This is a genomic window from Streptomyces sp. NPDC039736 (assembly GCF_055596485.1).
Window position 1 is genome coordinate 716,940 of the sequence record NZ_JBVIUQ010000001.1, and the last position, 24,304, is coordinate 741,243.

The window sequence follows — 24,304 nt, forward strand, 5'->3', positions numbered from 1 at the left end:
GACCTTGGGTAGGGTGCCGTTCCATGCCGGAGTCATGGGTCAATTCCGCCGAACGCATCGGCGTCGACCTCCACGTCAACCTCCCCGAGGGCAAGGGCGGACGGCAGGCCGCCCTCACCCGTGCGCTGCGCGACGCCGTCCGCGACGGCAGGCTCGCCCCCGGCACCCGCCTGCCCCCGTACCGCTCCCTCGCCGCCGACCTCGCCGTCGCCCGCAACACCGTCGCCTCCGCCTACGCCGAGCTCGTCGCCGAAGGCTGGCTCACCGCCCGGCAGGGCTCCGGAACCCGCGTCGCCGACCGTGCCGCGCCCCCGCGTCCCGTGTCCGTGCCGCAGCGGACGGCCACCCCGCCGCGCCCCGCCCACGACCTGCGCCAGGGCGTGCCCGACGCCACGTCCTTCCCCCGCACCGCCTGGCTCGCCGCCTCCCGCCGCGCCCTGACCGCCGCCCCTCACGAGGCGTTCGGCCCCGGCGACCCGCAGGGCCGCGTCGAACTGCGCCGCGCCCTCACCGAGTACCTCTCCCGCGCCCGGGGCGTGCGCACCACCCCCGACCGCATCGTCATCTGCTCCGGCTTCGCCCACGGGCTGAGGCTGCTGTACGGGGGCGTGGGCGGCCCCTCGCGCGGTGTCCTGCGCGGCCCGCTGGCGGTCGAGGCGTACGGCCTGCCCTTCCACCGGGACCTGCTGCACGAGGCGGGAGTGCGCACCGTGCCGCTGGAGATCGACGAAGCCGGGGCCGACGTGGGGGCGCTGGGCGCGGTGCGCGGGCTTCGGGGCGTGCTGCTCACCCCGGCGCACCAGTTCCCCACCGGGGGGCCGCTGCACCCGGAGCGGCGCACCCAGGCGGTGGACTGGGCGCGGGCCCACGACGGTCTCGTCCTGGAGGACGACTACGACGGGGAGTTCCGCTACGACCGGGAGCCGGTGGGGGCGGTGCAGGGCCTGGACCCCGAACGGGTCGTGTACCTGGGCTCGCTCAGCAAGAGCCTCTCCCCGGCGCTCCGGCTGGGCTGGATGGTCCTGCCCGCCCACCTGGTCGGGCCGGTGCTGGCGGTGAAGGGGGAACGGGAGGCGTGGGCGAGCGCCCCGGACCAGTTGACGCTCGCCGACTTCCTGGAGTCGGGCCACTACGACCGGCACGTCCGCCGCACCCGTCAGCGCTACCGCTCCCGCCGCGACCAGCTCCTGTCGGTCCTGGCCGCGCACGCGCCGCACATCCGCGCGACCGGCATCGCGGCGGGGCTGCACGCCGTCCTGCGCCTGCCGCCGGGCACCGAGCCGGACGCCCTGCGGGCCGCCGCCCACCAGGGGCTGGCCCTGGACGGCCTGGCCCGCTTCCGCCACCCCGGGGCCGCGGGACCCGCCCCCGACGGTCTGGTCGTCGGCTATGCGACCCCCGCCGACCACGCGTACGGCTCCGCCCTGGCGGCCCTGTGCAGGGCGCTGCCTCCTCCCCGCTAGCGGGCACCGCCCCCCCCCGAGGGGCCCGGTTCACCCCCGCAGGCGCTCAGACGTCCACCTGAGGCCCCTGAGGGCCACACGAAAGAGGGCCCCCGCACCGGTTCGCACCGGGCGGGGGCCCTCTGACGTGAAAAAAGACGGGACTACGGGAGCTGCGCCGCCCGCGCCTCGCGGCGGTTGCCGCGGAAGGTGTTCACCCGGCGCGCCGTGGCGAACAGCGGGATCACGGCGCCCAGGACCACCTGGAGCACGCAGCCGGTCTGGAGCAGCAGCTCACCGCCGGGGGCGTTGAACGCCCAGGCGACCAGCATGCCCATCGCCCCGACGATCCAGCTGAGCATCGCGACCGCGAGGATGCCCCGCGGCTTGGGGTACTCGACCCGGCTCACCATCAGCCACGCCACGCCGATCACGGCGAGGAGGGTGGCGACGAAGGGAAGCTCGAGGAGCACGATCGAGACGACCGTGAGCGCTCCGAAGGGGCTCGGCATGCCCTGGAACATGCCGTCCTTCATGGTCACGCAACTGAACCGCGCAAGCCTCAGCACCACCGCCAGCAGCACCACGATCGCGGCCAGCGCCGCCACCTTCTGCTGGGCGTCGTCCGCCACCATTCCGTACACGAGGACGAAATAGGCGGGGGCGAGCCCGAAGCTGATCAGGTCGGAGAGGTTGTCCAGCTCCGCGCCCATCGGCGAGCTGCGCAGCTTGCGGGCCACCAGCCCGTCGCACAGGTCGAAGATCGCGGCGAGCAGCATCAGGATCACGGCGGTGGCGGCGCTGTTGCGCGCCATGCCGGTCTCGGCACTGCCCTGGAGGTGCGGGATGAGGATTCCGGTGGTGGTGAAGTACACCGCCATGAAGCCGCACGTGGCGTTGCCGAGCGTGAGGGTGTCCGCTATCGACAGTCTCAGACTGAGCGGCATGTCCTCCGTGTCGCCGTCGGCCTCGGCCTCAGGAACCCAGCCGGCCTGCGTCTCTGGATCAGTCACGGTCAATTCGAGTCACCCCCGCGGTAGTGGTCTGTCCCACCTCGACCGCTACTTCGACACCTTCCGGAAGGTAGATGTCCACGCGCGATCCAAAGCGGATCAGGCCGATCCGCTCGCCCTGCTCCACCTTGGTGCCCTGCGGAAGGTAGGGAACGATGCGGCGGGCCACAGCGCCCGCGATCTGCACCATCTCGATGTCGCCGAGCTCCGTGTCGAAGTGCCAGACGACGCGCTCGTTGTTCTCGCTCTCCTTGTTGAACGCGGGAACGAAACCGCCGGGCACGTGCTCGACGGACGTCACCGTGCCCGCCAGGGGCGCGCGGTTGACGTGGACGTTCAGCGGGCTCATGAAGATCGCGACGCGTGTACGTCCGTCTTTCCAGGGCATGATGCTCTGCACCACACCGTCGGCCGGCGAGATCACCCGGCCCTGGGCGATCTCGCGCTCGGGGTCGCGGAAGAACCACAGCATCCCCGCCGCGAGTGCGGTGGTGGGAACGGCTGCGGCGGCCCAGCGACCCGACTTCCGCGACTTGGCCAGCGTGAGGGCTGCGGTCGCGACGGTCGGCAGGAGCCACGGCGATGCTCCGCGAGCAAGGCGGCCCTTGGGGATGAGACCCGAGGGGACGCCGTCGCGTGGTGCAGAGGTTTGGCTGTGGGGCATGGAAGACCTTCGTAGCGGATGATGCCGCGCGGAGACGGGGGACGGCGGCTTTCCGGCGATGCTATCGGTTGCGGGCCGCAACTGGGCAAGCCGGAAAGCGAGTCAGCGGCCGGAAGCTGATGACAGGGTGTGATCTTCTTCGCGTCCAAATCTACGCAAAGGTGACAATCAGCCCTGCAGCCGGTACTCCTCCAGCAGACGCCGCCCAATGATCATTTTCTGGATCTCGGCGGTACCTTCACCGATCAACAGCATGGGTGCCTCGCGGTAGAGGCGCTCGATTTCGTACTCCTTCGAGAACCCGTAACCGCCGTGAATGCGGAAGGCGTCCTCGACGACTTCCTTGCAGTATTCGGAGGCCAGGTACTTGGCCATCCCTGCTTCGAGGTCGTTTCGTTCCCCGCTGTCCTTTTTGCGTGCTGCATTGACCATCATCGCATGGGCGGCCTCCACCTTGGTGGCCATCTCGGCCAGCTTGAACTGGATCGCCTGGTGCTGGGCGATCGGTTTGCCGAAGGTGTGGCGCTGCTGGGCGTACGAGACGCCCAACTCGAAGGCACGCTGGGCGACGCCGCAGCCACGGGCGGCGACGTTGACGCGGCCGACCTCGACACCGTCCATCATTTGGTAAAACCCTCGGCCGGTGGTCCCGCCGAGCACACGATTGGCCGGAATGCGCAGTCCGTCCATGATCAACTCGGTGGTGTCGACGCCCTTGTATCCCATTTTGTCGATCTTGCCGGGAATGGTGAGGCCTGAGCGGACCTCGCCGAATCCGGGCTCCTTCTCGACCAGGAAGGTGGTCATCGACCTGTGCGGGGCCGTGCCCTCCGGGTGACCCTCGTCACTGCGGCACAGGACGGCCACCAGCGAGGAGGTGCCGCCGTTCGTCAGCCACATCTTCTGGCCGTTGAGCACGTACTCCTCGCCGTCGCGCACCCCCTTGGAGGTGATCGCCGACACGTCCGAGCCGAGCGCCGGCTCCGACATCGAGAAGGCTCCGCGCACCTCGCCGAGCGCCATCCGGGGCAGGAAGGCGTCCTTCTGCTCCTGGGTCCCGTGCTGCTTGAGCATGTACGCCACGATGAAGTGCGTGTTGATGATTCCGGACACACTCATCCAACCGCGGGCGATCTCTTCCACACAGAGCGCATATGTGAGAAGGGACTCACCCAGACCGCCGTACTCCTCGGGGATCATCAGGCCGAAGAGACCGAGCTCCTTGAGGCCCTCGACGATCTGCGTGGGGTACTCGTCGCGGTGCTCCAGCTCGGTCGCGACCGGGATGATCTCCTTGTCGACGAAGCTGCGGACGGTGGAGAGGATTTCCTGCTGGACGTCGGTCAGTCCGGCGGTCTGGGCGAGACGGGCCATGGTCACTTCTCCTGCGTCTTCGGCTCCGGGCGGCCCGGCTGCTCGCCGCCGCGCTCCTTGATGTACGTCTCGGTCGGGACCATCACCTTGCGGCGGAAGACGCAGACGACAGTGCCGTCCTGCTTGTAGCCCCTGGTCTCGACGTGGACGATCCCGCGGTCGTTCTTCGACCTCGACGGCGTCTTGCCGAGCACGACGGTCTCGCCGTAGATCGTGTCGCCGTGGAAGGTCGGCGCAATGTGCTTGAGCGACTCGACCTCCAGGTTGGCGATCGCCTTGCCCGACACGTCCGGCACCGACATGCCGAGCAGCAGGGAGTAGACGTAGTTGCCGACGACGACGTTCTTGCCGAAGTCGGTCGTCTTCTCCGCGTAGTTGCCGTCCAGGTGGAGCGGGTGGTGGTTCATGGTGAGGAGGCAGAAGAGGTGGTCGTCGTACTCGGTGACCGTCTTGCCGGGCCAGTGCTTGTAGACCGCGCCGACCTCGAACTCCTCGAAGGTGCGTCCGAACTGCATGGTGATCAGGCCTCCGGGGCTTCGAACTTCGAGGTGCGCTTCATGCCGGCTGCCCGGCCCTTGCCCGAGACCACCAGCGCCATCTTGCGGCTGGCCTCGTCGATCATCTCGTCGCCGAGCATCGCGGAGCCCTTCTTGCCGCCCGCCTCGGACGTGTAGTACTCGTACGCGTCGAGGATCAGCTCGGCGTGGTCGAAGTCCTCCTGGGACGGCGAGAAGATCTCGTTCGACGCCTCGACCTGGCCCGGGTGCAGCACCCACTTGCCGTCGAAGCCGAGCGCTGCGGCACGCCGGGCGACCTCGCGGTAGCCGTCGACGTTGCGGATCTGGAGGTAGGGGCCGTCGATGGCCTGGAGGTCGTTGGCGCGGGCCGCCATCAGGATCTTCATCAGGATGTAGTGGTACGCGTCGGCGCCGTAGCCCGGCGGCTGCTCGCCCACCACCAGCGTCTTCATGTTGATCGACGCCATGAAGTCGGCCGGGCCGAAGATGATCGTCTCGGTGCGCGGGGAGGCCTCGGCGATCGCGTTGACGTTGTTGAGGCCGCGCGCGTTCTCGATCTGCGCCTCGATGCCGATCCTGCCGACCTCGAAGCCCATCGTCTTCTCGATCTGGGTCAGGAGCAGGTCGAGCGCGACGACCTGCTGGGCGTCCTGGACCTTCGGCAGCATGATGCAGTCGAGGTTCTGGCCGGCGCCCTCGACGACCGTCACCACGTCGCGGTACGTCCACTCGGTCGTCCAGTCGTTGACGCGCACGACACGGGTCTTGCCGGTCCAGTCGCCCTCGTTGAGGAACTTCACGATGGTGTGCCGCGCCTCGGGCTTGGCGAGCGGCGCGCAGGCGTCCTCCAGGTCCAGGAAGACCTGGTCGGCGGGCAGCCCCTGGGCCTTCTCCAGGAAGCGGGGGTTCGAGCCCGGCACCGCGAGACACGAACGGCGGGGACGAAGACGATTCACGGTCATGCGGGGACCTCCGAGATGTCCAGGGGGCGGAGCTTGTTCGCTGTGCGGATCTCGTCGACGATACGGCCGATGATCTCCGTGATGCCGAAGTCCTTCGGGGTGAAGACGGCGGCGACGCCCGCCCTCTTCAAAGCCTCTCCGTCGGCGCCCGGGATGATCCCGCCGACGATCACCGGGAGTTCGGGGGCGCCCGCCTCCCGCAGCCTCTCCAGTACGTCCGGCACCAGCTCGGCGTGCGAGCCGGACAGGATGGACAGGCCCACGCAGTGCACGTCCTCGGCGAGGGCGGCGCCGACGATCTGCTCGGGGGTCAGCCTGATCCCCTGGTAGACCACCTCGAAGCCGGCGTCACGGGCCCGGACGGCGATCTGCTCGGCCCCGTTGGAATGCCCGTCCAGACCGGGCTTGCCGACCAGCAGCCGCAGCCGCCCGGCCCCGAGCTCGTCGGCCGTCCGCCGCACCTTCTCGCGTACGAGGGCCAACGGCGTCCCGGGCTCCGCGGTGACCGCCACCGGGGCGGAGGACACGCCGGTCGGGGCGCGGAACTCGCCGAACACCTCGCGCAGCGCCCCCGCCCACTCGCCGGTGGTGACACCGGCGCGCACGCACTCCAGGGTGGCTTCCATCAGGTTCTCGTCGGAGGCGGCGGCCTCCTTGAGGCGCTCGACGGCCTGCGCGGTGGAGGGGAAGACCAGCGGGTCGCCCATGCCCTGGCGGTCGTTGGCCTCGTCCCGGGTGGTGCGCCACTCCCCGAGGGCGGCCACCACGCGGGCCTCGACGGCCGGGTCGACGGTCATGATCGCGGTGTCGAGGTCCGAGGTGAGGGGGCTCGGTTCGGTCGCCTCGTACGAGTTGACGCCGACGATCTTCTCCTCGCCGGACTCGATGCGGGCCCGGCGCAGCGCGTGCGAGGCGACCAGCTCGGACTTGAGGTAGCCGGACTCGACGGCGGCCAGCGCGCCGCCCATGTCCTGGATGCGGTCGATCTCGGCGAGGCACTCGTCGACCAGCGAGGACACCTTGGCCTCGATGACGTGCGAGCCCTCGAAGATGTCGTCGTATTCGAGGAGGTCGGACTCGTGCGCCAGGACCTGCTGGATGCGCAGGGACCACTGCTGGTCCCACGGGCGGGGCAGGCCCAGGGCCTCGTTCCAGGCGGGGAGCTGGACGGCGCGGGCGCGGGCGTCCTTCGAGAGGGTCACGCCCAGCATCTCCAGCACGATGCGCTGGACGTTGTTCTCCGGCTGGGCCTCGGTCAGGCCGAGGGAGTTGACCTGGACGCCGTACCGGAAGCGGCGCTGCTTGGGGTTCTCGATTCCGTACCGCTCCCGGGTGATCTTGTCCCAGATGCGGCCGAAGGCGCGCATCTTGCACATCTCCTCGATGAACCGGACGCCGGCGTTCACGAAGAACGAGATGCGGGCGACGACGTCGCCGCGCCGCTCGTCGGGGATCTGGCCCGAGGCGAAGACCGAGTCCAGGACGGCGATGGCGGTGGACATCGCGTACGCGATCTCCTGGACGGGGGTGGCTCCCGCCTCCTGGAGGTGGTACGAGCAGATGTTGATGGGGTTCCACTTGGGGATGTTGTTGACCGTGTAGCAGATCATGTCGGTGGTCAGCCGCAGGGAGGGACCGGGCGGGAAGACGTGCGTCCCGCGCGAGAGGTACTCCTTGACGATGTCGTTCTGGGTGGTGCCCTGGAGCTGGGAGACGTCCGCGCCCTGCTCCTCGGCGACCACCTGGTAGAGGGCCAGCAGCCACATCGCGGTGGCGTTGATGGTCATCGAGGTGTTCATCTGCTCCAGCGGGATGTCCTGGAACAGGCGGCGCATGTCGCCGAGGTGGGAGACGGGGACCCCGACCCGGCCGACCTCGCCGCGGGCGAGGATGTGGTCGGGGTCGTAACCGGTCTGCGTGGGCAGGTCGAACGCGACCGACAGCCCGGTCTGGCCCTTGGAGAGGTTGTTGCGGTAGAGCGCGTTGGACGCCTCGGCGGTCGAGTGACCGGCGTACGTCCGCATGAGCCAGGGCCGGTCCTTCCGGCGCTCGTTACCGGGCTGGCGGTCGGTGGCCATCAGACGTTCCGGAAGCGGTTGATGGCGTCGATGTGCTGCGCGCGCTTCTCGTGGTCGCGGACGCCGAGCCCCTCGCGCGGAGCCAGCGCGAGGACGCCGACCTTGCCCTGGTGCAGGTTGCGGTGGACGTCGTAGGCGGCCTGCCCGGTGTCTTCGAGGGAGTACACCTTCGAGAGCGTCGGGTGGATCTTGCCCTTGGCGATCAGGCGGTTGGCCTCCCACGCCTCGCGGTAGTTGGCGAAGTGCGAGCCGATGATGCGCTTCAGGGACATCCACAGGTAGCGGTTGTCGTACTCGTGCATGTACCCCGAGGTGGAGGCGCAGGTGGTGATCGTGCCGCCCTTGCGGGTGACGTACACGCTCGCGCCGAAGGTCTCGCGGCCCGGGTGCTCGAAGACGATGTCGATGTCCTCGCCGCCGGTGAACTCGCGGATGCGCTTGCCGAAGCGCTTCCACTCCTTCGGGTCCTGGGTGCGCTCGTCCTTCCAGAACTTGTAGCCCTCGGCACTGCGGTCGATGATCGCCTCCGCGCCCATGGACCGGCAGATCTCCGCCTTCTGCTCGCTGGAGACGACGCAGATCGGGTTCGCGCCGCCCGCGAGGGCGAACTGGGTGGCGTACGAACCGAGCCCGCCGCTCGCGCCCCAGATCAGGACGTTGTCGCCCTGCTTCATGCCGGCCCCGTTGCGCGAGACCAGCTGGCGGTACGCGGTGGAGTTGACCAGTCCGGGAGCGGCGGCCTCCTCCCAGCTCAGGTGGTCCGGCTTCGGCATGAGCTGGTTGGACTTGACGAGTGCGATCTCCGCCAGACCGCCGAAGTTGGTCTCGAAGCCCCAGATGCGCTGCTCGGGGTCGAGCATCGTGTCGTTGTGGCCGTCGGAGGACTCCAGCTCGACGGACAGGCAGTGCGCGACGACCTCGTCGCCGGGGTTCCAGGCGTTCACGCCGGGGCCGGTGCGCAGCACGACGCCCGCCAGGTCGGAGCCGATGATGTGGTACGGCAGGTCGTGACGCTTCGTCAACTCGCTGAGACGGCCGTAGCGTTCGAGGAAGCTGAAGGTCGAGACCGGCTCGAAGATCGAGGTCCAGACGGAGTTGTAGTTCACCGAACTGGCCATCACCGCCACCAGGGCCTCGCCCGGGCCGAGTTCGGGGACCGGCACGTCGTCCAGGTGGATCGACTTGCGGGGGTCCTTCTCGCGGGTGGTGAGACCCGAGAACATCTCGGTCTCGTCCTTGTGCACGGTGATCGCGCGGTACGACTCGGGGAGCGAGAGGGCGGCGTAGTCCGCGGCCGTCGCTTCCTGCGACTGGATCGCGTCCAGGATTTCCTTCACGGTGTGCCTCCGGCGGAGCGGCTCTTGAGAGAGGAGCGCTTTGAGGGGTCGTCGGGGTGCTGAGGGTGGTGTGAGGGGGTGGTGGGGTGGAGGTGTGCCGTCGGTCCGGCGGTGCTGCGGTGTTCTCGGCGGCGCGGGGGTGTGCGCGGGAGGTGCCTGTGACGCAGGCGTCCGGGTGCGCCCACCGGGGGTGGGCGGGGACAGCCGGGGTGCGCGTTCGCCGCGTCCCGGCCACCCGGACAACATCAACGTATGGCACCCCGTGACAGGCCGCAAGGCACTGAGTGCCAACAAATTCGCTCACTTGGTCACTGGCCTGCGCATCTGCGCGATGATCGATCGAGAGCGGGCCGCCGGATGTCCGGTTCGGCCGCGTTGGGGCATGAAAAAAGCCGCTCCCACCAGGGGGAACGGCTTCTTTCGTGGTGTGCGTCTCAGCAGCCCGGCCCGGGGCCCGGCGCGCGCTCTCCGTGCTGTTTCAGCGCTGCTTCAACGCTGTTTCAGCGCCTCCTCGATGGTCCGCATGACCTCGTCCAGCGGCGCGTCCGTGCGCGCCACCGCCACCAGCACCTCGCCGTCCCGGCGGACGGCCGCCGGAGCGGACTCGGCCGGAGCGGACTCACCGCGGGCGGTGCGCCCGGCCCCGATCCCGGTGCCGAAGGTGTCCCGGACGATCGCGAAGGCGTGGTCGAGCTGCGTCTCCACGTCGCCCTGGCCGCCCGCCCGCAGCCAGCGGCGCAGGACGTGGTTGTGCGCGGTGACCACCGCGGAGGCGGCGACCTCCGCGAGCAGCGGGTCGTCGTTGCCGGGCTGGTGGTCGTGCTCGTCGAAGTGACCCAGCAGATAGCGCGTGAACAGGCGCTCGTAACGGGCCACCGAGGCGATCTCCGCCTCCCGCAGGGTCGGCACCTCGCGGGTCAGCTTGTAGCGGGCCACGGACACGGCGGGAGCCGCCGCGTACATCCGCATGACCTCCTTGATGCCCCGGCACACCGTGTCGAGCGGGTGCTCGTGCGCGGGCGCCGCGTGGAGCACCGCCTCGGCCCGCACCAGCGTGTCGTCGTGGTCGGGGAAGATCGCCTCTTCCTTGGAGCGGAAGTGGCGGAAGAAGGTGCGCCGGGCGACGCCGCCCGCCGCGGCGATCTCGTCGACGGTGGTCGCCTCGTACCCCTTCGTCGCGAAGAGCTCCATCGCGGCGGCGGACAGCTCGCGGCGCATCTTGAGGCGCTGAGCGGCCGCGCGCGAACCCGCCGCGCTCTCGGGCACGTCGGGTGCGGAGTTCGTTCGGGAAGTCCTGGGGGCCTGGGGCATGCCCTGAACGTAACCCATCCGCGCAGGAGAGCGCGCCTGAGGGGGCGGGCCGCCGCCGTCTTCCAGCAGCCCGCCCCACCCGGACGAACCCGCCTGCCTACCTGCGCGCATACTCCCGGAAGCCCCGGCCGGTCTTGCGGCCCAGGCAGCCCGCCGCCACCAGGTGTTCGAGCAGCGGCGCGGGGGCCAGGCCCGGGTCGCGGAACTCGCGGTGCAGGACCTGCTCGATGGCGAGCGAGACGTCCAGGCCGACCACGTCCAGGAGCTCGAAGGGGCCCATCGGGTAGCCGCCGCCCAGCTTCATCGCGGCGTCGATGTCGTCCAGCGACGCGTAGTGCTCCTGCACCATCTTGATCGCGTTGTTCAGGTACGGGAAGAGGAGCGCGTTGACGATGAAGCCGGCCCGGTCGCCGCAGTCCACCGGATGCTTGCGGATCCTGACGGTGAGGTCGCGGACGGTGGCGTGCACGTCGTCGGCGGTCAGCACCGTACGGACGATCTCGACCAGCTTCATCGCCGGGGCCGGGTTGAAGAAGTGCATCCCGATCACGTCCTGGGGCCGCGAGGTGGCGCGGGCGCAGGCGACGACGGGCAGCGAGGAGGTGGTGGTGGCCAGGATCGCGCCCGGCTTGCAGACCTTGTCGAACGCCGCGAAGAGCTGCTGCTTGACCTCCAGGTCCTCGGCGACCGCCTCCAGCGCCAGGTCCACGTCGGCGAAGGCGTCCAGGGAGCCCGCCGCGGCGATCCGGCCGAGGGTGTCCTCCCGGGCCTCGGCCGTCATCCGGCCCTTGGCGACCGAGCGGGCCAGGGAGGTGCCGATGCGGGCCTTGGCCGCCTCCGCCTTCTCGCCGCTGCGGGCCGCCAGAACGACCTGGTACCCGGCCTTGGCGAAGACCTCCGCGATGCCCGAGGCCATCGTCCCGGAACCCGCGACGCCCACCGAGCGGATCTCCCGGCCGTCGGCGGGCGGGGCGGCGGCAGGAGGGGTCAGGGCGTCCTCGACCACGGTCGCGCTGCCCGGAGCCTCGTACGTGTAGAACCCGCGGCCCGCCTTGCGGCCGGTCAGCCCGGCCGCGCCGAGCTGCTTGAGGACGGGGGCCGGGGCGTGCAGCCGGTCGTGCGACTCCGCGTACATGGCCTCCAGGACGGTGCGCGCGGTGTCGATGCCGATCAGGTCGAGCAGGGCGAGCGGGCCCATCGGCAGGCCGCAGCCCAGCCTCATCGCCGCGTCGATGTCCTCGCGGGAGGCGTACTTGGCCTCGTACATCGCGGCCGCCTGGTTCAGGTAGCCGAACAGCAGCCCGTCCGCCACGAAGCCGGGGCGGTCGCCGACCGCCACCGGCTCCTTGCCCAGGTCGTGCGCGAGGTCGGTGACGGCGGCGACGGCGGTCGGCGCGGTGAGCACCGAGGAGACCACCTCGACCAGCTTCATCGCCGGGGCCGGGTTGAAGAAGTGCATCCCGAGCACGCGCTCGGGGCGCGCGGAGTCCGCGGCGAGCCGGGTCACGGAGAGCGCGTTGGTGCCGGTGGCGAGGATGGTGTCCGGGCGGACGATGCCGTCCAGGGCGCGGAAGACCTGGTGCTTGACCTCGTACGACTCGGGCACGACCTCGATCACGAGGTCCGCGTCGGCGGCCGCGGACAGGTCGACAGCGGTACGGAACCGGGCCAGCGCCTGCGCCCGGTCGATCTCGCTCAGCCGCTCCTTGCGGACGGCGCGGGCGGTGGACGCCTCGACGGCGGCGACGGCCCGGTGCACGGCGTCGGCGTGGAGGTCGATGCCGATCACGGTCCGTCCGGCACGCAGCAGGACCTCGGTGATTCCGGTGCCCATGGTGCCGAGGCCGACGACGGCGACGGTGGCGAGGGGAGAAAGAGGGGTGGTGGAGACAGGGGTGTCCATCACGGGACTCCAGGGATGAGTGACGACTGGGACGAGGGGCGTCTGCGCGAAGGGCGGCCGACGGACCGTCGGCGCGCGCGACAGGAGGGCGCGGGCGGACGGCAGGCGTCGTGAGAGGTGGTGCTGCAAGCGGCGGGGCCCTGTCCCGGGGCCGGTGCCGTACGCGTGGAGCGAGAACGCCGAACCGACTGGCTCTCCGGGCGGCTGCGTCACCAGGCCGCCAAGAGTCGATCTGTCAGCGGGTGTTGGGCCCCGTGGTGGGGGCGGCCCGCTCACTTGAGGCTAACCGCCGAGTAACGAGCGCGCCAGCCCCCGGCGGGGGTGGCCGGATGTGATCTGCGCCGCCCGTCGTCCCCCCGCGCTGGCTACGCTGGCCGCATGGACGAGGAACTGCGGTCCCTGATCGACCGGCTGGGCGAAGAGGCCGGGAAGTCCGCCGCCTACGAGACACTCATCGGCACCGACGACCACGCGATACTCGCCCGCGTCCTGACCGCACCGGAGCAGCCGCTCTGGGCACGGGAGCTGGCCGCCTTCCGGCTCGGCTGCGCGGGCGACCGGCGCGCCTTCGAGTCCCTCGTCCTCCTGCTCAACCACCGCGACCCCGAACGCTGTGTCTCCGCTGCGTACGCGCTGGCCAGGCTCGGCGACCCGCGGACGGCGAAGGCCGCGGCCGCGCTCGCCACCAACCCCCTGCGCACCGCCTACGCGATGCAGCCCGTGCGCCTGCTGACCGAGCTCCGCGCCCCCGAGTCCGTGCCCGCGCTGATCACCACCCTGCGCGGTCTGCTCGCCCCGAACGACCCGCACTGGCGGGTGGCGCTGGCCTGCGTGGAGGGCCTCGGGCGGCTCCGCGACGTACGGGCGACGCAGGTGCTGGACGCGGCGCTCGATCACCCCCGGCTGGGGGCGGCGGCAGCGGCGGCGCTCAGCAGGCTGACGTAACGCACCTCCCGGAGGGCGACGCCGTCGAGCTCGTGGGACTCCTCGGCGCCGTCCCGGACGCATCCGGCCTTCTCGTAGAAGCGGCGGGCCACCGCGTTCTCCTTGAGCACCCACAGGCTCAGCGCGGCGAATCCGGCGGCGCGCGCCCGCTCCCGGCACGCGGCCATCAGTGCCCGGCCCGCGCCCGTCGCGTGGTGCTCGGGGAGCGCGTAGAGGGTGTACAGCTCAGCGGCCGGCCGCTCGGCGGTGCTGTGCGGGGGCGTGCCGCCCGTTTCCCGGTACGGCCCGAAGCAGGCCCAGGCGACGACCTGCCCGCCGCGCTCCGCGACGAGGTTCACCACCCGGGGGCCCGCCTGCGTGAAGTGGGTGCGGCGCAAGGCGGCCTCCTCGGCGAGGTCCAGGCGGTCGAGGGAGGACCGCGGCACGATCCCCGCGTAGGCGTGCCGCCATCCGCGCACCCGGCAGGCGGCCACGGCGGGAACGTCGTCGAGGGTCATGGGGCGTACGCGGACGGGGGTGTTCGGCGGGGCGGGCGGCGCTGCGGTGTCCATGGCGGAACGCTAGCCCCGTACCGACGGGGCGTCGTCCCGATTTTGGCCCCCGCCCCCGAGGTGGTTGGGTGAGCGCACCCACTGAGAGGGGCCCGCCGCCCCGGCGGGCGCCCCCCGAGGATTTCAAGTGCTGGAGGAAGAGGCATGGCGCAGGTAGAGGCCACGACGGAGCGCATCATCGCGGCGGATGCGGAGACGGTGTTCGACACGCTGGCCGACTACAGCGGCACGCGCGGCAAGATCCTCCCCGAGCACTTCAGCGAGTACGAGGTGCGCGAGGGCGGCGACGGCGAGGGCACCCTCGTGCACTGGAAGCTCCAGGCCACCAGCAAGCGGGTCCGCGACTGCCTGCTGGAGGTCACCGAGCCGACCGACGGCCAACTCGTGGAGAAGGACCGCAACTCCTCCATGGTGACCACCTGGACCGTCACCCCCGCCGGCGAGGGTTCCGCCAAGGCCGTCGTCACGTCCGTATGGAACGGCGCGACCGGCATCGGCGGCTTCTTCGAGCGCACCTTCGCGCCCAAGGGCCTCGCCCGCATCCACGACGCGGTGCTCGCCAACCTCGCCGCCGAGGTCGAGAAGAAGTAACTCCCCGCACCGCCAAGGCCGTTACGGGCAGCAGGCCGACTCACCGGTTCGAGTGGTCTTCCGTGCCGGTCCGTTGTACGCCGTAGGGGCTCCCACCGGCCCGAATTCACCCCGCGTACCCCCTGCGCGTCAATCGTCGCGCTTGCTCCGCCTTGTCGCCCGATGCGACAAATGGGCGGCGCAGGCGTGACGAGAGGCGCGACGAGGGGAGCAGTGACGTGGGCGGCAGCACTCTGGTGGAGGACGACCGGGACGCATGGGCGTCCGGTCATGTCCCCGCCGGGCAGGACGTGTTCGACATCGAGCAGGCGGTACGGCCGGACCGGTCGGGCACGGCCGCCGACGGAAGTCCGCCCGGCCCCGGACAGGGCGCCCCCGCCGGTGAGTTCAGCCCCCGCCGGATCCGGCTCGTCTTCTTCGGGCTGATGCTCGCGCTGCTCCTCGCGGCTCTGGAGCAGATGATCGTGGCCACCGCCCTGCCGAAGATCGTCGGCGATCTCCAGGGCCTGGACCGGATGTCCTGGGCGATCACCGCCTACCTCCTGACCTCGACCATCGGCCTGCCGATCTACGGAAAGCTCGGCGACCTCTTCGGCCGCAAGGGCGTCTTCCTCTTCGCGATCGTCGTCTTCGTCGTCGGCTCGGGGCTGGCCGGCTGGTCGCGGACCATGGACGAGCTGATCGCCTTCCGCGCGCTCCAGGGCGCGGGCGCGGGCGGGCTCATGATCGGCGTGCAGGCGATCATCGCGGACATCGTGCCGCCGCGCAGGCGCGGCCGGTTCATGGGCCTGATCGGCGCGGCCTTCGGGCTCGCCTCCGTCGCGGGACCGCTGCTCGGCGGGTTCTTCACCGACCACGCCTCCTGGCGCTGGTGCTTCTACATCAACGTGCCGTTCGGCCTCGTCACCCTGGCCGTCGTCGCCGTGGTGCTGAAGTTGCCCAAGCCGACCATCCGGCCCCGGCTCGACATCATGGGCGCGGTCCTGCTCGCCGCTGCGTCCACCTGCCTGGTCCTCATCACGAGCTGGGGCGGCACGGAGTACGACTGGGACTCGCGCGTCATCCTCGGGCTCGCCGCCGGAGCCGCCGGAACGTCCCTGCTGTTCCTCGTCGTCGAGCACTACGCACCCGAACCGATCATTCCGCTGCGGCTGTTCCGCGACTCCGTCTTCAACATCACCGGGCTCGTCGGCGCCGTCGTCGGCATCGCCCTCTTCGGCGCGGCCAGCTACCTGCCGACCTTCCTCCAGATGGTCGACGGGGCCAGTGCCACCGAGTCCGGGCTGCTGATGCTGCCGATGATGGGCGGCGTCGTCATCGCCTCCATCGTCTCGGGACAGTTGATCAGCAAGACCGGGCACTACCGGGTCTACCCGATCGCCGGCAGCGCGCTGGCCGCCCTCGGCATGTGGCTGCTGTCCCGCCTGGAGATCGGCACCTCGCAACTGGAGTACAGCCTGTGGATGGCCGTGCTCGGCGTCGGCATCGGGCTGATCATGCCGGTGCTCGTCCTGGCCGTGCAGAACTCCGTCGGGCCCGGCGACCTCGGCACCGCCACCAGCGCCAACAACTACTTCCGGCAGATGGGCGGCAGCATCGGCGCCGCCGTCTTCGGCACCCTCTTCGCCGGACGGCTCGTGGACGCGCTCGCCGGCTCGCTGCCGTCGGGCGTCACCCTGCCGGACCCGGCGTCCATCACCCCGCAACTGGTGCACGCCATGCCGCCGCCGCTGCGCGACGCCTACATCGAGGCGTACGCCGTGGCGATGCCGCGGATCTTCCTCTACCTCGTGCCGGTGCTCGTGCTCGGCCTGCTCATCGCCTGCTTCCTCAAGGAGAAACCACTGGTGTCCGCGCACAACGCCCCCGCCGAAGCACCCGAGGCCCCCGAGACCCTGGTGGCGCCGCCGCTTCCCACGCCCCAACTCCCGCTTCCGGTGCAGCAGTCGGGAGGGGTGCCGGTCTGCGGCACCGTCCAGCACCACGACGGCTCCGTCGTGCCGAGCGCCGCGCTCACCCTCATCGACGTCGGCGGACGGCAGGTCGGGCGCGGCGCCAGCGGCGGTGACGGGCGGTACGCGCTGAGCGTGCGCGGACCCGGTTCGTACGTCCTGATCGCCGCGGCCCAGGGCCACCAGCCGCAGGCCGTCACGGTCACCGTGGGGGAGCGGCCGGTGGAACTGGACGTCGTCCTCGGCGGCGCCGGCCGCCTCGCCGGATCGGTGCTCACCGCCGACGGGAACCCGGTGCGGGACGCCGCCGTGACGCTCACGGACGTACGGGGCGAGGTGGTCGCCTCCACCCGCAGCGGCCGTGACGGGGCCTACGTCATCTCGGAGCTGGTGGCGGGGGAGTACACCCTGGCGGCCAGTGCCCCCGCCTACCGGCCCGCCGCGCTGCCGGTGAGCGTGCAGGCCTCCCGCGAGACCCGGCAGGACGTCGAGCTGGCCGGCGGCGCGGTGCTGCGCGGCACCGTGCGGGCGGGCGGCGGGCGGGCGGTCGAGGACGCCCGGGTCACCCTGCTGGATGCGGCGGGCAACGTGGTGGACACACTCACCACCGGCTCCGACGGCACCTTCCGCTTCGTGGACCTGTCGTCCGGCGAGTACACGGTGATCGCGGCGGGCTATCCGCCGGTGGCCACCGTCCTGCAGGTCGCGGGCGGCGGGCGCACCGAGCGCGACCTGCAGCTCGGCCACGAGGACTGACGTCGGCGACGCACCTCCGCGCCACCCCGGGGCCACCCCCGCGCCACCCCCGTGGCCCCGCGTCCCGCACCGGGCGGACGGAAGCGGACGGACACCCTCCGGGGACCGTCCGCTTCCGTTCTGTCAACCCCAGCGCGCACGGCGCGTGCGCGGCGTGCACGGCCGTCGGCGCAGCTCGAACGGCCGACAAAGGTGTATGTCGACACCTTGTCGTGCGCCTCGGCGCGGGGGACGGTGGAAGCGATCTTCACACCTGGCCCATCGCACCCCCGGGAGCTGAGCATGAGCGTGACGAGCCGCTACAAGGACGCCTGGGAAGGCTTCTGGCAGGACGTTCCGGACCGGGCCGGGGCCGTCCTGTGGGACGCCGAGCCCGCCCTCACCGCCGGCATCCACCTCGCCCTGTTCGAGCCGCACATGACCGACCCGGCCCTGCCCGTCGTCGACCTCGGCTGCGGCAACGGGACCCAGACCCTCTATCTCGCCGACCGCTTCGAGCACGTCGCGGGAGTGGACCTCGCCCCGGCCGCCGTCGCCCGTGCCCGCCGCGGCGACCCCGACGGCCAGGTGGCGTTCAGCATCGCCGACGCCACCGAGCCCGCCGCCGTCCAGCGGCTGCACGGCGAACTCGGCGACGCCCAGGTGTACCTGCGCTGCGTCCTGCACCAGTGCGAACCCCTGGACCGGGCGCCGCTCGCCGCGGCGGTGGCCGTCCTGCTCGGTGAGCGCGGCCGGGCCTTCGTGGTCGAGCCCGACGAGAGCGCCGGGCGCATCCTGCGCGAGCTGGCCCTCGGCCCCGACGGCCCGCCGCCCAAGCTCCGGCCCGTCCTCGCGCACGGCATCGCCCCCGGCGTGATGCCGGACGGCCAGGTGCCGGACCTCTTCCGGGCGGCCGGACTCGACGTACTGGCCGGCGGGGAACTGCCGCTGACGACCACCGAGTACCGCCCCGACGGCACCCGCATCGAACTGCCCTCGCAATGGCTCGTGGTCGGGCGGCCGGGCGGGTGACCCGCCCGTGACATCGTTGCCGCGGGCGCGGCGCAAGCGGCCCGGCGGGCCCGCGGCGGCCGCCGGGCCGCCCCGTTGAGTACGGTGAATCCGCTGTGCCGAAGTGACCTCGGCGGCGGGAGGACCGGCCCGCGCCGCGCGACGAAGGGCGGGACCGGAAGTGAAGATCCTCATCAGCGCCGACATGGAGGGCGCCACCGGCGTCACCTGGCCCGCCGACGTGCTGCCGGGCACCCCGCAGTGGGAGCGCTGCCGGGCGATGTTCACCTCCGACGTGAACGCGGCCGTGCTCGGCTTCCACGACGGCGGCGCGGACGAGGTCCTCGTCAACGAGGCCCACTGGACCATGCGCAACCTGCTGCTCGAACGGCTCGACGAACGCGCCCGGATGCTCACCGGCCGCCACAAGTCGCTCAGCATGGTCGAGGGCGTCCAGCACGACGACGTCGACGGCATCGCCTTCGTCGGCTACCACACGGGCGCGGGCGACGACGGCGTCCTCGCCCACACCTACCTCGCCAACTCCATCACGGGCGTCTGGCTCAACGGCAGGCGCGCCAGCGAGGGCCTGCTGAACGCGCACGTCGTCGCGGAGTACGGGGTCCCGGTCGTCCTGGTCACCGGCGACGACCTGACCTGCCGGGACGCCGAGGGGTACGCGCCGGGCGCGCGCAAGGTCGCCGTCAAGGAGCACGTCTCGCGGTACGCGGCGGTCTGCCGCCCGCCCGCCCGCACGGCCGCCGACATCCGGGCCGCGGCCAAGGAGGCGGCCGCGCTGGCCGTACGCCACGAGCCCGTCCGCGGCGGCCCGTTCACCGTGGAGCTGGAGTTCGACGCCGCCCACCTGTCGGACGCCGCGACCGTCGTCCCCGGAGTGGCCCGATCCGGTGAACGGCGTGTCGCCTACACCAGCCCCACGATGTATGAGGGCATTCGTACCTTCAAGGCGGTCACGACGATCGTCTCGGCCGCCGTGGAGGAGCAGTATGGATGATCACGTCGTGGTGGATCAGACGGCACTGGACGAGGTGGTGTCCTTCACCTCCGACCTCATCCGCATCGACACCAGCAACCGCGGCGGCGGCGACTGCCGCGAGCGCCCCGCCGCCGAGTACGCGGCCGAGCGCCTCGCCGCCGCCGGCCTGGACGTGCGGCTCCTGGAACGCACCGAGGGCCGTACCAACGTCGTCGCCCGCATCCCCGGCACCGACCCGTCCGCCGACGCCCTGCTGGTCCACGGCCACCTGGACGTCGTGCCCGCCGAGCCCGCCGACTGGTCGGTGCACCCGTTCTCCGGCGAGGTGCGGGACGGGGTGGTGTGGGGGCGCGGCGCGGTCGACATGAAGAACATGGACGCGATGGTGCTGTCCGTCGTACGGGCCTGGGCGCGCGCCGGGGTGCGCCCGCGCCGGGACATCGTCCTCGCGTACACCGCCGACGAGGAGGCCAGCGCGGTCGACGGCGCGGACTTCCTGGTGGAGGAGCACGCGGACCTCTTCGACGGCTGCACCGAGGGCATCGGCGAGTCCGGCGCGTACACCTTCCACGCCGGCCCCGGCCGCCGGATCTACCCCATCGCCGCGGGGGAGCGGGGCACGGCCTGGCTCAAGCTGACGGGGTACGGCACGGCGGGCCATGGCTCCAAGGTCAACGGGCAGAACGCGGTCAGCCGCGTCGCCGCCGCCGTCGCCCGGATCGGCGAGCACGACTGGCCGGTCCGCCTCACCCCGACCGTACGGGCCTGTCTGCGCGAACTGGCCGCCCTGCACGACCTGGACGTGCCCGACCCGGACGACCCCGGCTACGACGTCGACGCCGTCCTGAACAAGCTGGGCCCGGCCGCGGCCCTCGTGGAAGCAACCGTGCGCAACAGCACGAATCCGACCATGCTGGACGCCGGGTACAAGGTCAACGTCATTCCCGGCAGCGCGACCGCGTACATCGACGGAAGGTTTCTGCCCGGCGGCGAGGACGAGTTCCGGGCCACCCTGGACGCCCTCACCGGGGAGCACGTCGACTGGGAGTTCCACCACCGCTCGCCCGCCGTCGAAGCGCCGGCCGACTCCGCGACGTACCGCCAACTGGCGGCAGCCGTGCGGAAGTTCGCACCCGAAGGGCATGTGGTGCCGTTCTGCATGTCGGGGGGCACGGACGCCAAGCAGTTCTCCCGGCTCGGCATCACCGGCTACGGCTTCTCGCCGCTGCGGCTTCCCGAGGGCTTCGACTACGGTGCACTCTTCCACGGGGTCGACGAACGCGTCCCGGTCGAAGCACTGCACTTCGGGGTGCGCGTCCTGGACCATTACCTACGGCACGCGTGAACCGCTCGCGCCGTGGATCCGTACGGATCCGTACCGAAGCACAGACCGCAGCAGGGGGAGTTGGCAGCATGGTGCCCACCGGGGCTTACGGAAGCTGGCCGTCGCCGATCGACGCCGCGCTCGCGGCGTCGCACGGCGGGGCCCCGCAGTTCGCCGGCTTCGTCGGCGACGAGGTGTGGTGGACCGCGCCCCGGCCCGAGGAGAACGGCAGGCAGGCCCTGGTGCGGCTGCGCGCGGGCGGCGCCGAGGACGTCGTGCTGCCCGCGCCGTGGGACGTGCGCAGCCGGGTCGTCGAGTACGGCGGCCTGCCCTGGACCGGCGCCGTCCGCCCGGCCGGCGGGCCGCTCGTCGTCTTCGTGAACTTCTCCGACCAGCGCCTCTACGCCTACGAACCGGACGCCCCCGGCGCCCCCGGGCCGCGCCCGCTGACCCCCGTCTCCGCCGTCGGCGGCGGACTGCGCTGGGCGGACCCGGTGCTGCGCGGCGACGAGGTGTGGTGCGTCCTGGAGGAGTTCACCGGCGAGGCCCCCACCGACGTGCGCCGGGTGATCGCCGCCGTGCCGCTGGACGGAACCGCCGCCGCGGACCGCGGCGCGGTACGGGAGCTGAGCGACGGACGGCACCGCTTCGTCACCGGCCCCCGGATCTCGCCCGACGGCGCCCAGGTCGCCTACATCGGCTGGGACCACCCCCGGATGTCGTGGGACGGCACCGAAGCGCTGGTCGCGGAAGTCTCCGACGGGGGGTTCGTCGGGACCCGATGTCTGGCGGGCGGCCCCGAGGAGTCCGTCTGCCAGGTGGAGTGGGACCGGGACGGGACGCTGCTGTTCTCCTCCGACCGGGGCGGCTGGTGGGAGCTGTACCGGCTGCGCAGGGACGGCGGGCGCGTCAGCGGGGCGCTGTGCATGGGCCGCGAGGAGGAGTTCGGCGGGCCGCTCTGGCAGATCGGGCAGCGCTGGTTCCACCCCCTGGACACCGGGCTGATCGCCGTCGTGCACGGCCGGGGCGCCACCGCGCTGGGCATACTCGATCCCGAGACCGGCGAACTCGTGGACGCGGCCGGGCCCTGGACCGCGTGGGCCGCGACCCTCGCCGTGCAGGGCGACCGGATCGTCGGCGTCGCCGCCAGCCCGCGCACCGGTCACGAGGTCGTGGAACTGTGCACCGCCACCGGCCGGGCCCGCGTCATCGGCTCCCCGCACGACGACCCGGTCGACCCCGCCTACTACCCCGAACCCCTGATCCGCACCTTCACCGGCCCCGAGGGCCGCGACATCCACGCGCACCTCTACCCGCCGCACCACCCCGGCCGCATCGCCCCCGCCGACGAGCTGCCGCCGTACGTGGTGTGGGCGCACGGCGGGCCCACCGGCCACGCGCCGCTCGTGCTCGACCTGGAGATCGCCTACTTCACCTCGCGCGGCATCGGCGTCGCCCAGGTCAACTACGGCGGCTCCACCGGCTACGGACGCGAGTACCGGGAGCGGCTGCGCGGCCAGTGGGGCGTCGTCGACGTCGAGGACTGCGCGGCCGTCGCCCTGGCGCTCGCCGAGGAGGGCACCGCCGACCGGGACCGGCTCGCCATCAGGGGCGGCAGCGCGGGCGGCTTCACCACCGCCGTCTCGCTCGCCGACACCGACGTCTACGCCTGCGGCACCATCATCTACCCCGTCCTGGACCTGGTCTCCTGGGCCGACGACGAGACCCACGACCTGGAGTCCCAGTACCTGGAATCCCTGGTCGGGCCGCTCGCCACCTGCCCCGAGGTCTACGCGGAACGCTCCCCGAGCCCCGAGCGGATCACCGCCCCCTTCCTGCTGCTCCAGGGCCTGGACGACCCGGTCTGCCCGCCCGTGCAGGCGGAGCGCTTCGTCGGGCGGATGGCGGGCCGCGGCATCCCGCACGCCTACCTCGCCTTCGCGGGGGAGGGGCACGGCTTCCGCAGGGCGGAGACCCTGCGGCGAGCCCTGGAGGCGGAACTCGGGCTGTACGTCCAGGTGTTCGGCGTCGAGCGGGACGATGTGCCGCCCCTGGAGTTCCGGAAGTGACCCGCGGGCTTCCCGGCCTCGGCGAACTGTCCCGCCCCGCCCGGCTGCGCCCGGGCGCGCGCGTCGCGATCGTCTCCCCGAGCGGCCCGGTGCCCGCCGACCGGCTGGACGCGGGGCTCGACGTCCTGCGCGGCTGGGACCTGGACCCGGTGGTGCTGCCGCACGTCCTCGACCGGCACCCGGAGTTCGGCCACCTCGCGGGCGACGACGCGGACCGGGCCCGCGACCTCACCGAGGCCTGGTGCGACCCCGCCGTCGCCGCCGTGATGTGCGCACGCGGCGGATACGGGGCCCAGCGCATGGTCGACCTGGTCGACTGGGCGGCGATGCGGGAGGCCACCGCCGCGTACGGGCGGCCCAAACCGTTCATCGGGTACAGCGACATCACCGCGCTGCACGAGGCGTTCGCCACCCGCATGGGCGTCGCCACCCTGCACGGGCCGATGACCGCCACCGTCGCCTTCGTCAAGGACGGGCCCACCCAGGACAGCCTGCGCGCCACCCTCTTCGAGCCCGAGTCCGTGCGCGTCCTCGGCCTGCCCACCGCCCGCACCCTGGTGCCGGGCCGGGCGGCGGGCGTCACCCTCGGCGGCTGCGTCTCGCTGCTCGCCGCCGAGCTCGGCACCCCGCACGCCAGGCCCTCGGCCCGCGGCGGCCTGCTGGCCGTCGAGGACACCGGTGAGGAGGCCTACCGGCTGGACCGCCTCCTCACCCAACTCCTGCGCTCCGGCTGGCTGGACGGGATCGCCGGGATCGCCCTCGGCTCGTGGGCCGGCTGCGGGCCGTACGAGAGCGAGATCCGCCCGGTGCTCCTCGACCGGCTCGGCGCGCTCGGGGTGCCGGTCGTCGAGGAGCTGGGCTTCGGCCACGCGGCGACGGCGCTCACCGTGCCGCTGGGCGTGCCCGCGGTGCTGGACGCCGACGCGGGGACGCTCACGCTGGACGCCCCCGCGCTGGTGTGACCCGCCGTCACGAGGCGGCGCCGGTCTCCCAGGTGTCGCGGTAGTCGCCGGTCGCGCCGTCGACGAGTTCGCGGAGGATGTCCAGGTGGCCGGTGTGCCGGACGGTGTCCTCCAGCATGTGCACCAGCACCCAGCGCAGCGACACCCTCGTGCCGTCCCAGGACGTGCCCAGGTGGTCCAGGTCCAGGTCGTGGATCACCCGGTCGGCGGCCGCCCTGGCCCGGCCGTACAGCGCGACGATCCGAGCCGCCGTCTCGTCGGGGCCGACGGTCAGGTCGTCCTCGGGAGCGAACCACAGCTCCTCGGCCGGGTAGCCGAACGTCTCGCAGAACCAGCCGTACTCGATCGCCGCCAGGTGCTTCACCAGCCCCAGCAGACTCGTGCCGGTCGGAGTCATCGGGCGGCGCAACCGCTCGTCGTCCAGGCCCTCCAGCTTCCACAGGGCGATGTCGCGGTGCTGGTCCAGCGAGGCGAGCAGGGTCGCCTTCTCGTCGCCGGCGAACGGGACGCGTTCGATGCGCTTCGGGGTGTCGGTCATGCCGGGACCGTAACAGCGCGCATCACC

20 protein-coding genes are annotated in these 24,304 nt (G+C 71.9%); 9 read left to right on the top strand and 11 right to left on the bottom strand.

Features of this window, described 5'->3' with window-relative positions; all coding sequences use genetic code 11:
• Nucleotides 1–23: 23 nt before the first annotated feature.
• Nucleotides 24–1,463 carry a MocR-like pyridoxine biosynthesis transcription factor PdxR gene (pdxR, locus tag ACZ56L_RS03020; protein ID WP_345218349.1) on the top strand — a complete coding sequence of 480 codons (1,440 nt, stop codon included), beginning with the start codon at nt 24–26 and terminating at the stop codon, nt 1,461–1,463.
• A 143-nt stretch (nt 1,464–1,606) separates the two neighbouring features.
• On the opposite strand, the gene pssA is transcribed toward pdxR, so the two are convergent.
• The 9 genes from pssA to ACZ56L_RS03065 all read right to left on the bottom strand — a co-directional run bounded on the left by pssA (nt 1,607) and on the right by ACZ56L_RS03065 (nt 12,602).
• A complete protein-coding gene (gene pssA / locus ACZ56L_RS03025) occupies nt 1,607–2,461 on the bottom strand; it encodes a CDP-diacylglycerol--serine O-phosphatidyltransferase (RefSeq protein ID WP_345218352.1) in 855 nt (284 codons plus the stop codon).
• Nucleotides 2,448–3,119, bottom strand: coding sequence for a phosphatidylserine decarboxylase (locus tag ACZ56L_RS03030; protein WP_345218354.1), 672 nt, complete (start codon nt 3,117–3,119; stop codon nt 2,448–2,450). The genes pssA and ACZ56L_RS03030 overlap by 14 nt, the downstream gene beginning before the upstream one ends.
• Before the next feature lie 168 nt (nt 3,120–3,287).
• Entirely contained in the window at nt 3,288–4,493 is a 1,206-nt protein-coding gene (locus tag ACZ56L_RS03035; protein WP_471060891.1) for an acyl-CoA dehydrogenase family protein, read from the bottom strand.
• Between the two features lie 2 nt (nt 4,494–4,495).
• Nucleotides 4,496–5,008, bottom strand: a complete 513-nt coding sequence (locus ACZ56L_RS03040) for a MaoC family dehydratase (protein WP_345218358.1) — start codon at nt 5,006–5,008, stop codon at nt 4,496–4,498.
• Nucleotides 5,009–5,013: 5 nt separating this feature from the next.
• Nucleotides 5,014–5,973 carry an HpcH/HpaI aldolase/citrate lyase family protein gene (locus ACZ56L_RS03045; protein ID WP_345218359.1) on the bottom strand — a complete coding sequence of 320 codons (960 nt, stop codon included), beginning with the start codon at nt 5,971–5,973 and terminating at the stop codon, nt 5,014–5,016.
• Entirely contained in the window at nt 5,970–7,997 is a 2,028-nt protein-coding gene (locus ACZ56L_RS03050; protein ID WP_471061678.1) for a protein meaA, read from the bottom strand. Before ACZ56L_RS03050 ends, ACZ56L_RS03045 begins: the two co-directional genes overlap by 4 nt.
• Before the next feature lie 53 nt (nt 7,998–8,050).
• Nucleotides 8,051–9,388, bottom strand: a complete 1,338-nt coding sequence (ccrA, locus tag ACZ56L_RS03055) for a crotonyl-CoA carboxylase/reductase (RefSeq protein WP_401759041.1) — start codon at nt 9,386–9,388, stop codon at nt 8,051–8,053.
• Between the two features lie 489 nt (nt 9,389–9,877).
• Nucleotides 9,878–10,717 (bottom strand): TetR family transcriptional regulator, encoded by an 840-nt coding sequence (locus ACZ56L_RS03060; RefSeq protein WP_380837743.1) that lies wholly within the window; start codon nt 10,715–10,717, stop codon nt 9,878–9,880.
• A gap of 79 nt (nt 10,718–10,796) precedes the next feature.
• A complete protein-coding gene (locus ACZ56L_RS03065) occupies nt 10,797–12,602 on the bottom strand; it encodes a 3-hydroxyacyl-CoA dehydrogenase family protein (protein WP_471060896.1) in 1,806 nt (601 codons plus the stop codon).
• Between the two features lie 378 nt (nt 12,603–12,980).
• On the opposite strand from ACZ56L_RS03065, the gene ACZ56L_RS03070 reads away from it, so the two are divergent.
• Nucleotides 12,981–13,547, top strand: a complete 567-nt coding sequence (locus tag ACZ56L_RS03070) for an adenylosuccinate lyase (RefSeq protein WP_471060899.1) — start codon at nt 12,981–12,983, stop codon at nt 13,545–13,547.
• On the opposite strand, the gene ACZ56L_RS03075 is transcribed toward ACZ56L_RS03070, so the two are convergent.
• Entirely contained in the window at nt 13,496–14,098 is a 603-nt protein-coding gene (locus ACZ56L_RS03075; RefSeq protein ID WP_471060902.1) for a GNAT family N-acetyltransferase, read from the bottom strand. The two genes, ACZ56L_RS03070 and ACZ56L_RS03075, sit on opposite strands and share 52 nt — an antisense overlap.
• Nucleotides 14,099–14,242: 144 nt before the next feature.
• Between ACZ56L_RS03075 and ACZ56L_RS03080 the strand changes: the two genes are divergently transcribed.
• From ACZ56L_RS03080 to ACZ56L_RS03110, 7 genes are all read left to right on the top strand, one after another.
• The gene (locus ACZ56L_RS03080) at nt 14,243–14,689 is read left to right on the top strand and encodes an SRPBCC family protein (protein WP_345218373.1); all 447 of its coding nucleotides are present in this window, start codon (nt 14,243–14,245) and stop codon (nt 14,687–14,689) included.
• Between the two features lie 218 nt (nt 14,690–14,907).
• A complete protein-coding gene (locus ACZ56L_RS03085; protein ID WP_471060905.1) occupies nt 14,908–17,397 on the top strand; it encodes an MFS transporter in 2,490 nt (829 codons plus the stop codon).
• 282 nt (nt 17,398–17,679) lie between these two features.
• Nucleotides 17,680–18,408 carry a methyltransferase domain-containing protein gene (locus ACZ56L_RS03090; RefSeq protein ID WP_471060908.1) on the top strand — a complete coding sequence of 243 codons (729 nt, stop codon included), beginning with the start codon at nt 17,680–17,682 and terminating at the stop codon, nt 18,406–18,408.
• A 160-nt stretch (nt 18,409–18,568) separates the two neighbouring features.
• A complete protein-coding gene (locus tag ACZ56L_RS03095; RefSeq protein WP_345218379.1) occupies nt 18,569–19,402 on the top strand; it encodes a M55 family metallopeptidase in 834 nt (277 codons plus the stop codon).
• Nucleotides 19,395–20,729 carry a M20/M25/M40 family metallo-hydrolase gene (locus tag ACZ56L_RS03100; protein ID WP_471060911.1) on the top strand — a complete coding sequence of 445 codons (1,335 nt, stop codon included), beginning with the start codon at nt 19,395–19,397 and terminating at the stop codon, nt 20,727–20,729. Before ACZ56L_RS03095 ends, ACZ56L_RS03100 begins: the two co-directional genes overlap by 8 nt.
• 68 nt (nt 20,730–20,797) lie before the next feature.
• The gene (locus ACZ56L_RS03105) at nt 20,798–22,777 is read left to right on the top strand and encodes a S9 family peptidase (protein WP_345218383.1); all 1,980 of its coding nucleotides are present in this window, start codon (nt 20,798–20,800) and stop codon (nt 22,775–22,777) included.
• Nucleotides 22,774–23,739: a S66 peptidase family protein gene (locus ACZ56L_RS03110; RefSeq protein WP_471060915.1), complete on the top strand. Its 966-nt coding sequence runs from the start codon at nt 22,774–22,776 to the stop codon at nt 23,737–23,739. Before ACZ56L_RS03105 ends, ACZ56L_RS03110 begins: the two co-directional genes overlap by 4 nt.
• Before the next feature lie 7 nt (nt 23,740–23,746).
• Here ACZ56L_RS03110 and ACZ56L_RS03115 read toward each other — a convergent pair whose 3' ends face one another.
• A complete protein-coding gene (locus ACZ56L_RS03115) occupies nt 23,747–24,277 on the bottom strand; it encodes a DinB family protein (protein ID WP_345218386.1) in 531 nt (176 codons plus the stop codon).
• Nucleotides 24,278–24,304 lie beyond the last annotated feature (27 nt).

Coding starts and splice junctions, on each gene's coding strand:
- pdxR (WP_345218349.1), top strand. CDS start 24: ATGCCGGAGTCATGGGTCAATTCCGCCGAACGCATCGGCGTCGACCTC.
- ACZ56L_RS03030 (WP_345218354.1), bottom strand. CDS start 3,119: ATGCCCCACAGCCAAACCTCTGCACCACGCGACGGCGTCCCCTCGGGT.
- ACZ56L_RS03035 (WP_471060891.1), bottom strand. CDS start 4,493: ATGGCCCGTCTCGCCCAGACCGCCGGACTGACCGACGTCCAGCAGGAA.
- ACZ56L_RS03040 (WP_345218358.1), bottom strand. CDS start 5,008: ATGCAGTTCGGACGCACCTTCGAGGAGTTCGAGGTCGGCGCGGTCTAC.
- ACZ56L_RS03045 (WP_345218359.1), bottom strand. CDS start 5,973: ATGACCGTGAATCGTCTTCGTCCCCGCCGTTCGTGTCTCGCGGTGCCG.
- ACZ56L_RS03050 (WP_471061678.1), bottom strand. CDS start 7,997: ATGCGGACGTACGCCGGTCACTCGACCGCCGAGGCGTCCAACGCGCTC.
- ACZ56L_RS03060 (WP_380837743.1), bottom strand. CDS start 10,717: ATGGGTTACGTTCAGGGCATGCCCCAGGCCCCCAGGACTTCCCGAACG.
- ACZ56L_RS03065 (WP_471060896.1), bottom strand. CDS start 12,602: ATGGACACCCCTGTCTCCACCACCCCTCTTTCTCCCCTCGCCACCGTC.
- ACZ56L_RS03070 (WP_471060899.1), top strand. CDS start 12,981: ATGGACGAGGAACTGCGGTCCCTGATCGACCGGCTGGGCGAAGAGGCC.
- ACZ56L_RS03075 (WP_471060902.1), bottom strand. CDS start 14,098: ATGGACACCGCAGCGCCGCCCGCCCCGCCGAACACCCCCGTCCGCGTA.
- ACZ56L_RS03080 (WP_345218373.1), top strand. CDS start 14,243: ATGGCGCAGGTAGAGGCCACGACGGAGCGCATCATCGCGGCGGATGCG.
- ACZ56L_RS03090 (WP_471060908.1), top strand. CDS start 17,680: ATGAGCGTGACGAGCCGCTACAAGGACGCCTGGGAAGGCTTCTGGCAG.
- ACZ56L_RS03100 (WP_471060911.1), top strand. CDS start 19,395: ATGGATGATCACGTCGTGGTGGATCAGACGGCACTGGACGAGGTGGTG.
- ACZ56L_RS03105 (WP_345218383.1), top strand. CDS start 20,798: ATGGTGCCCACCGGGGCTTACGGAAGCTGGCCGTCGCCGATCGACGCC.
- ACZ56L_RS03115 (WP_345218386.1), bottom strand. CDS start 24,277: ATGACCGACACCCCGAAGCGCATCGAACGCGTCCCGTTCGCCGGCGAC.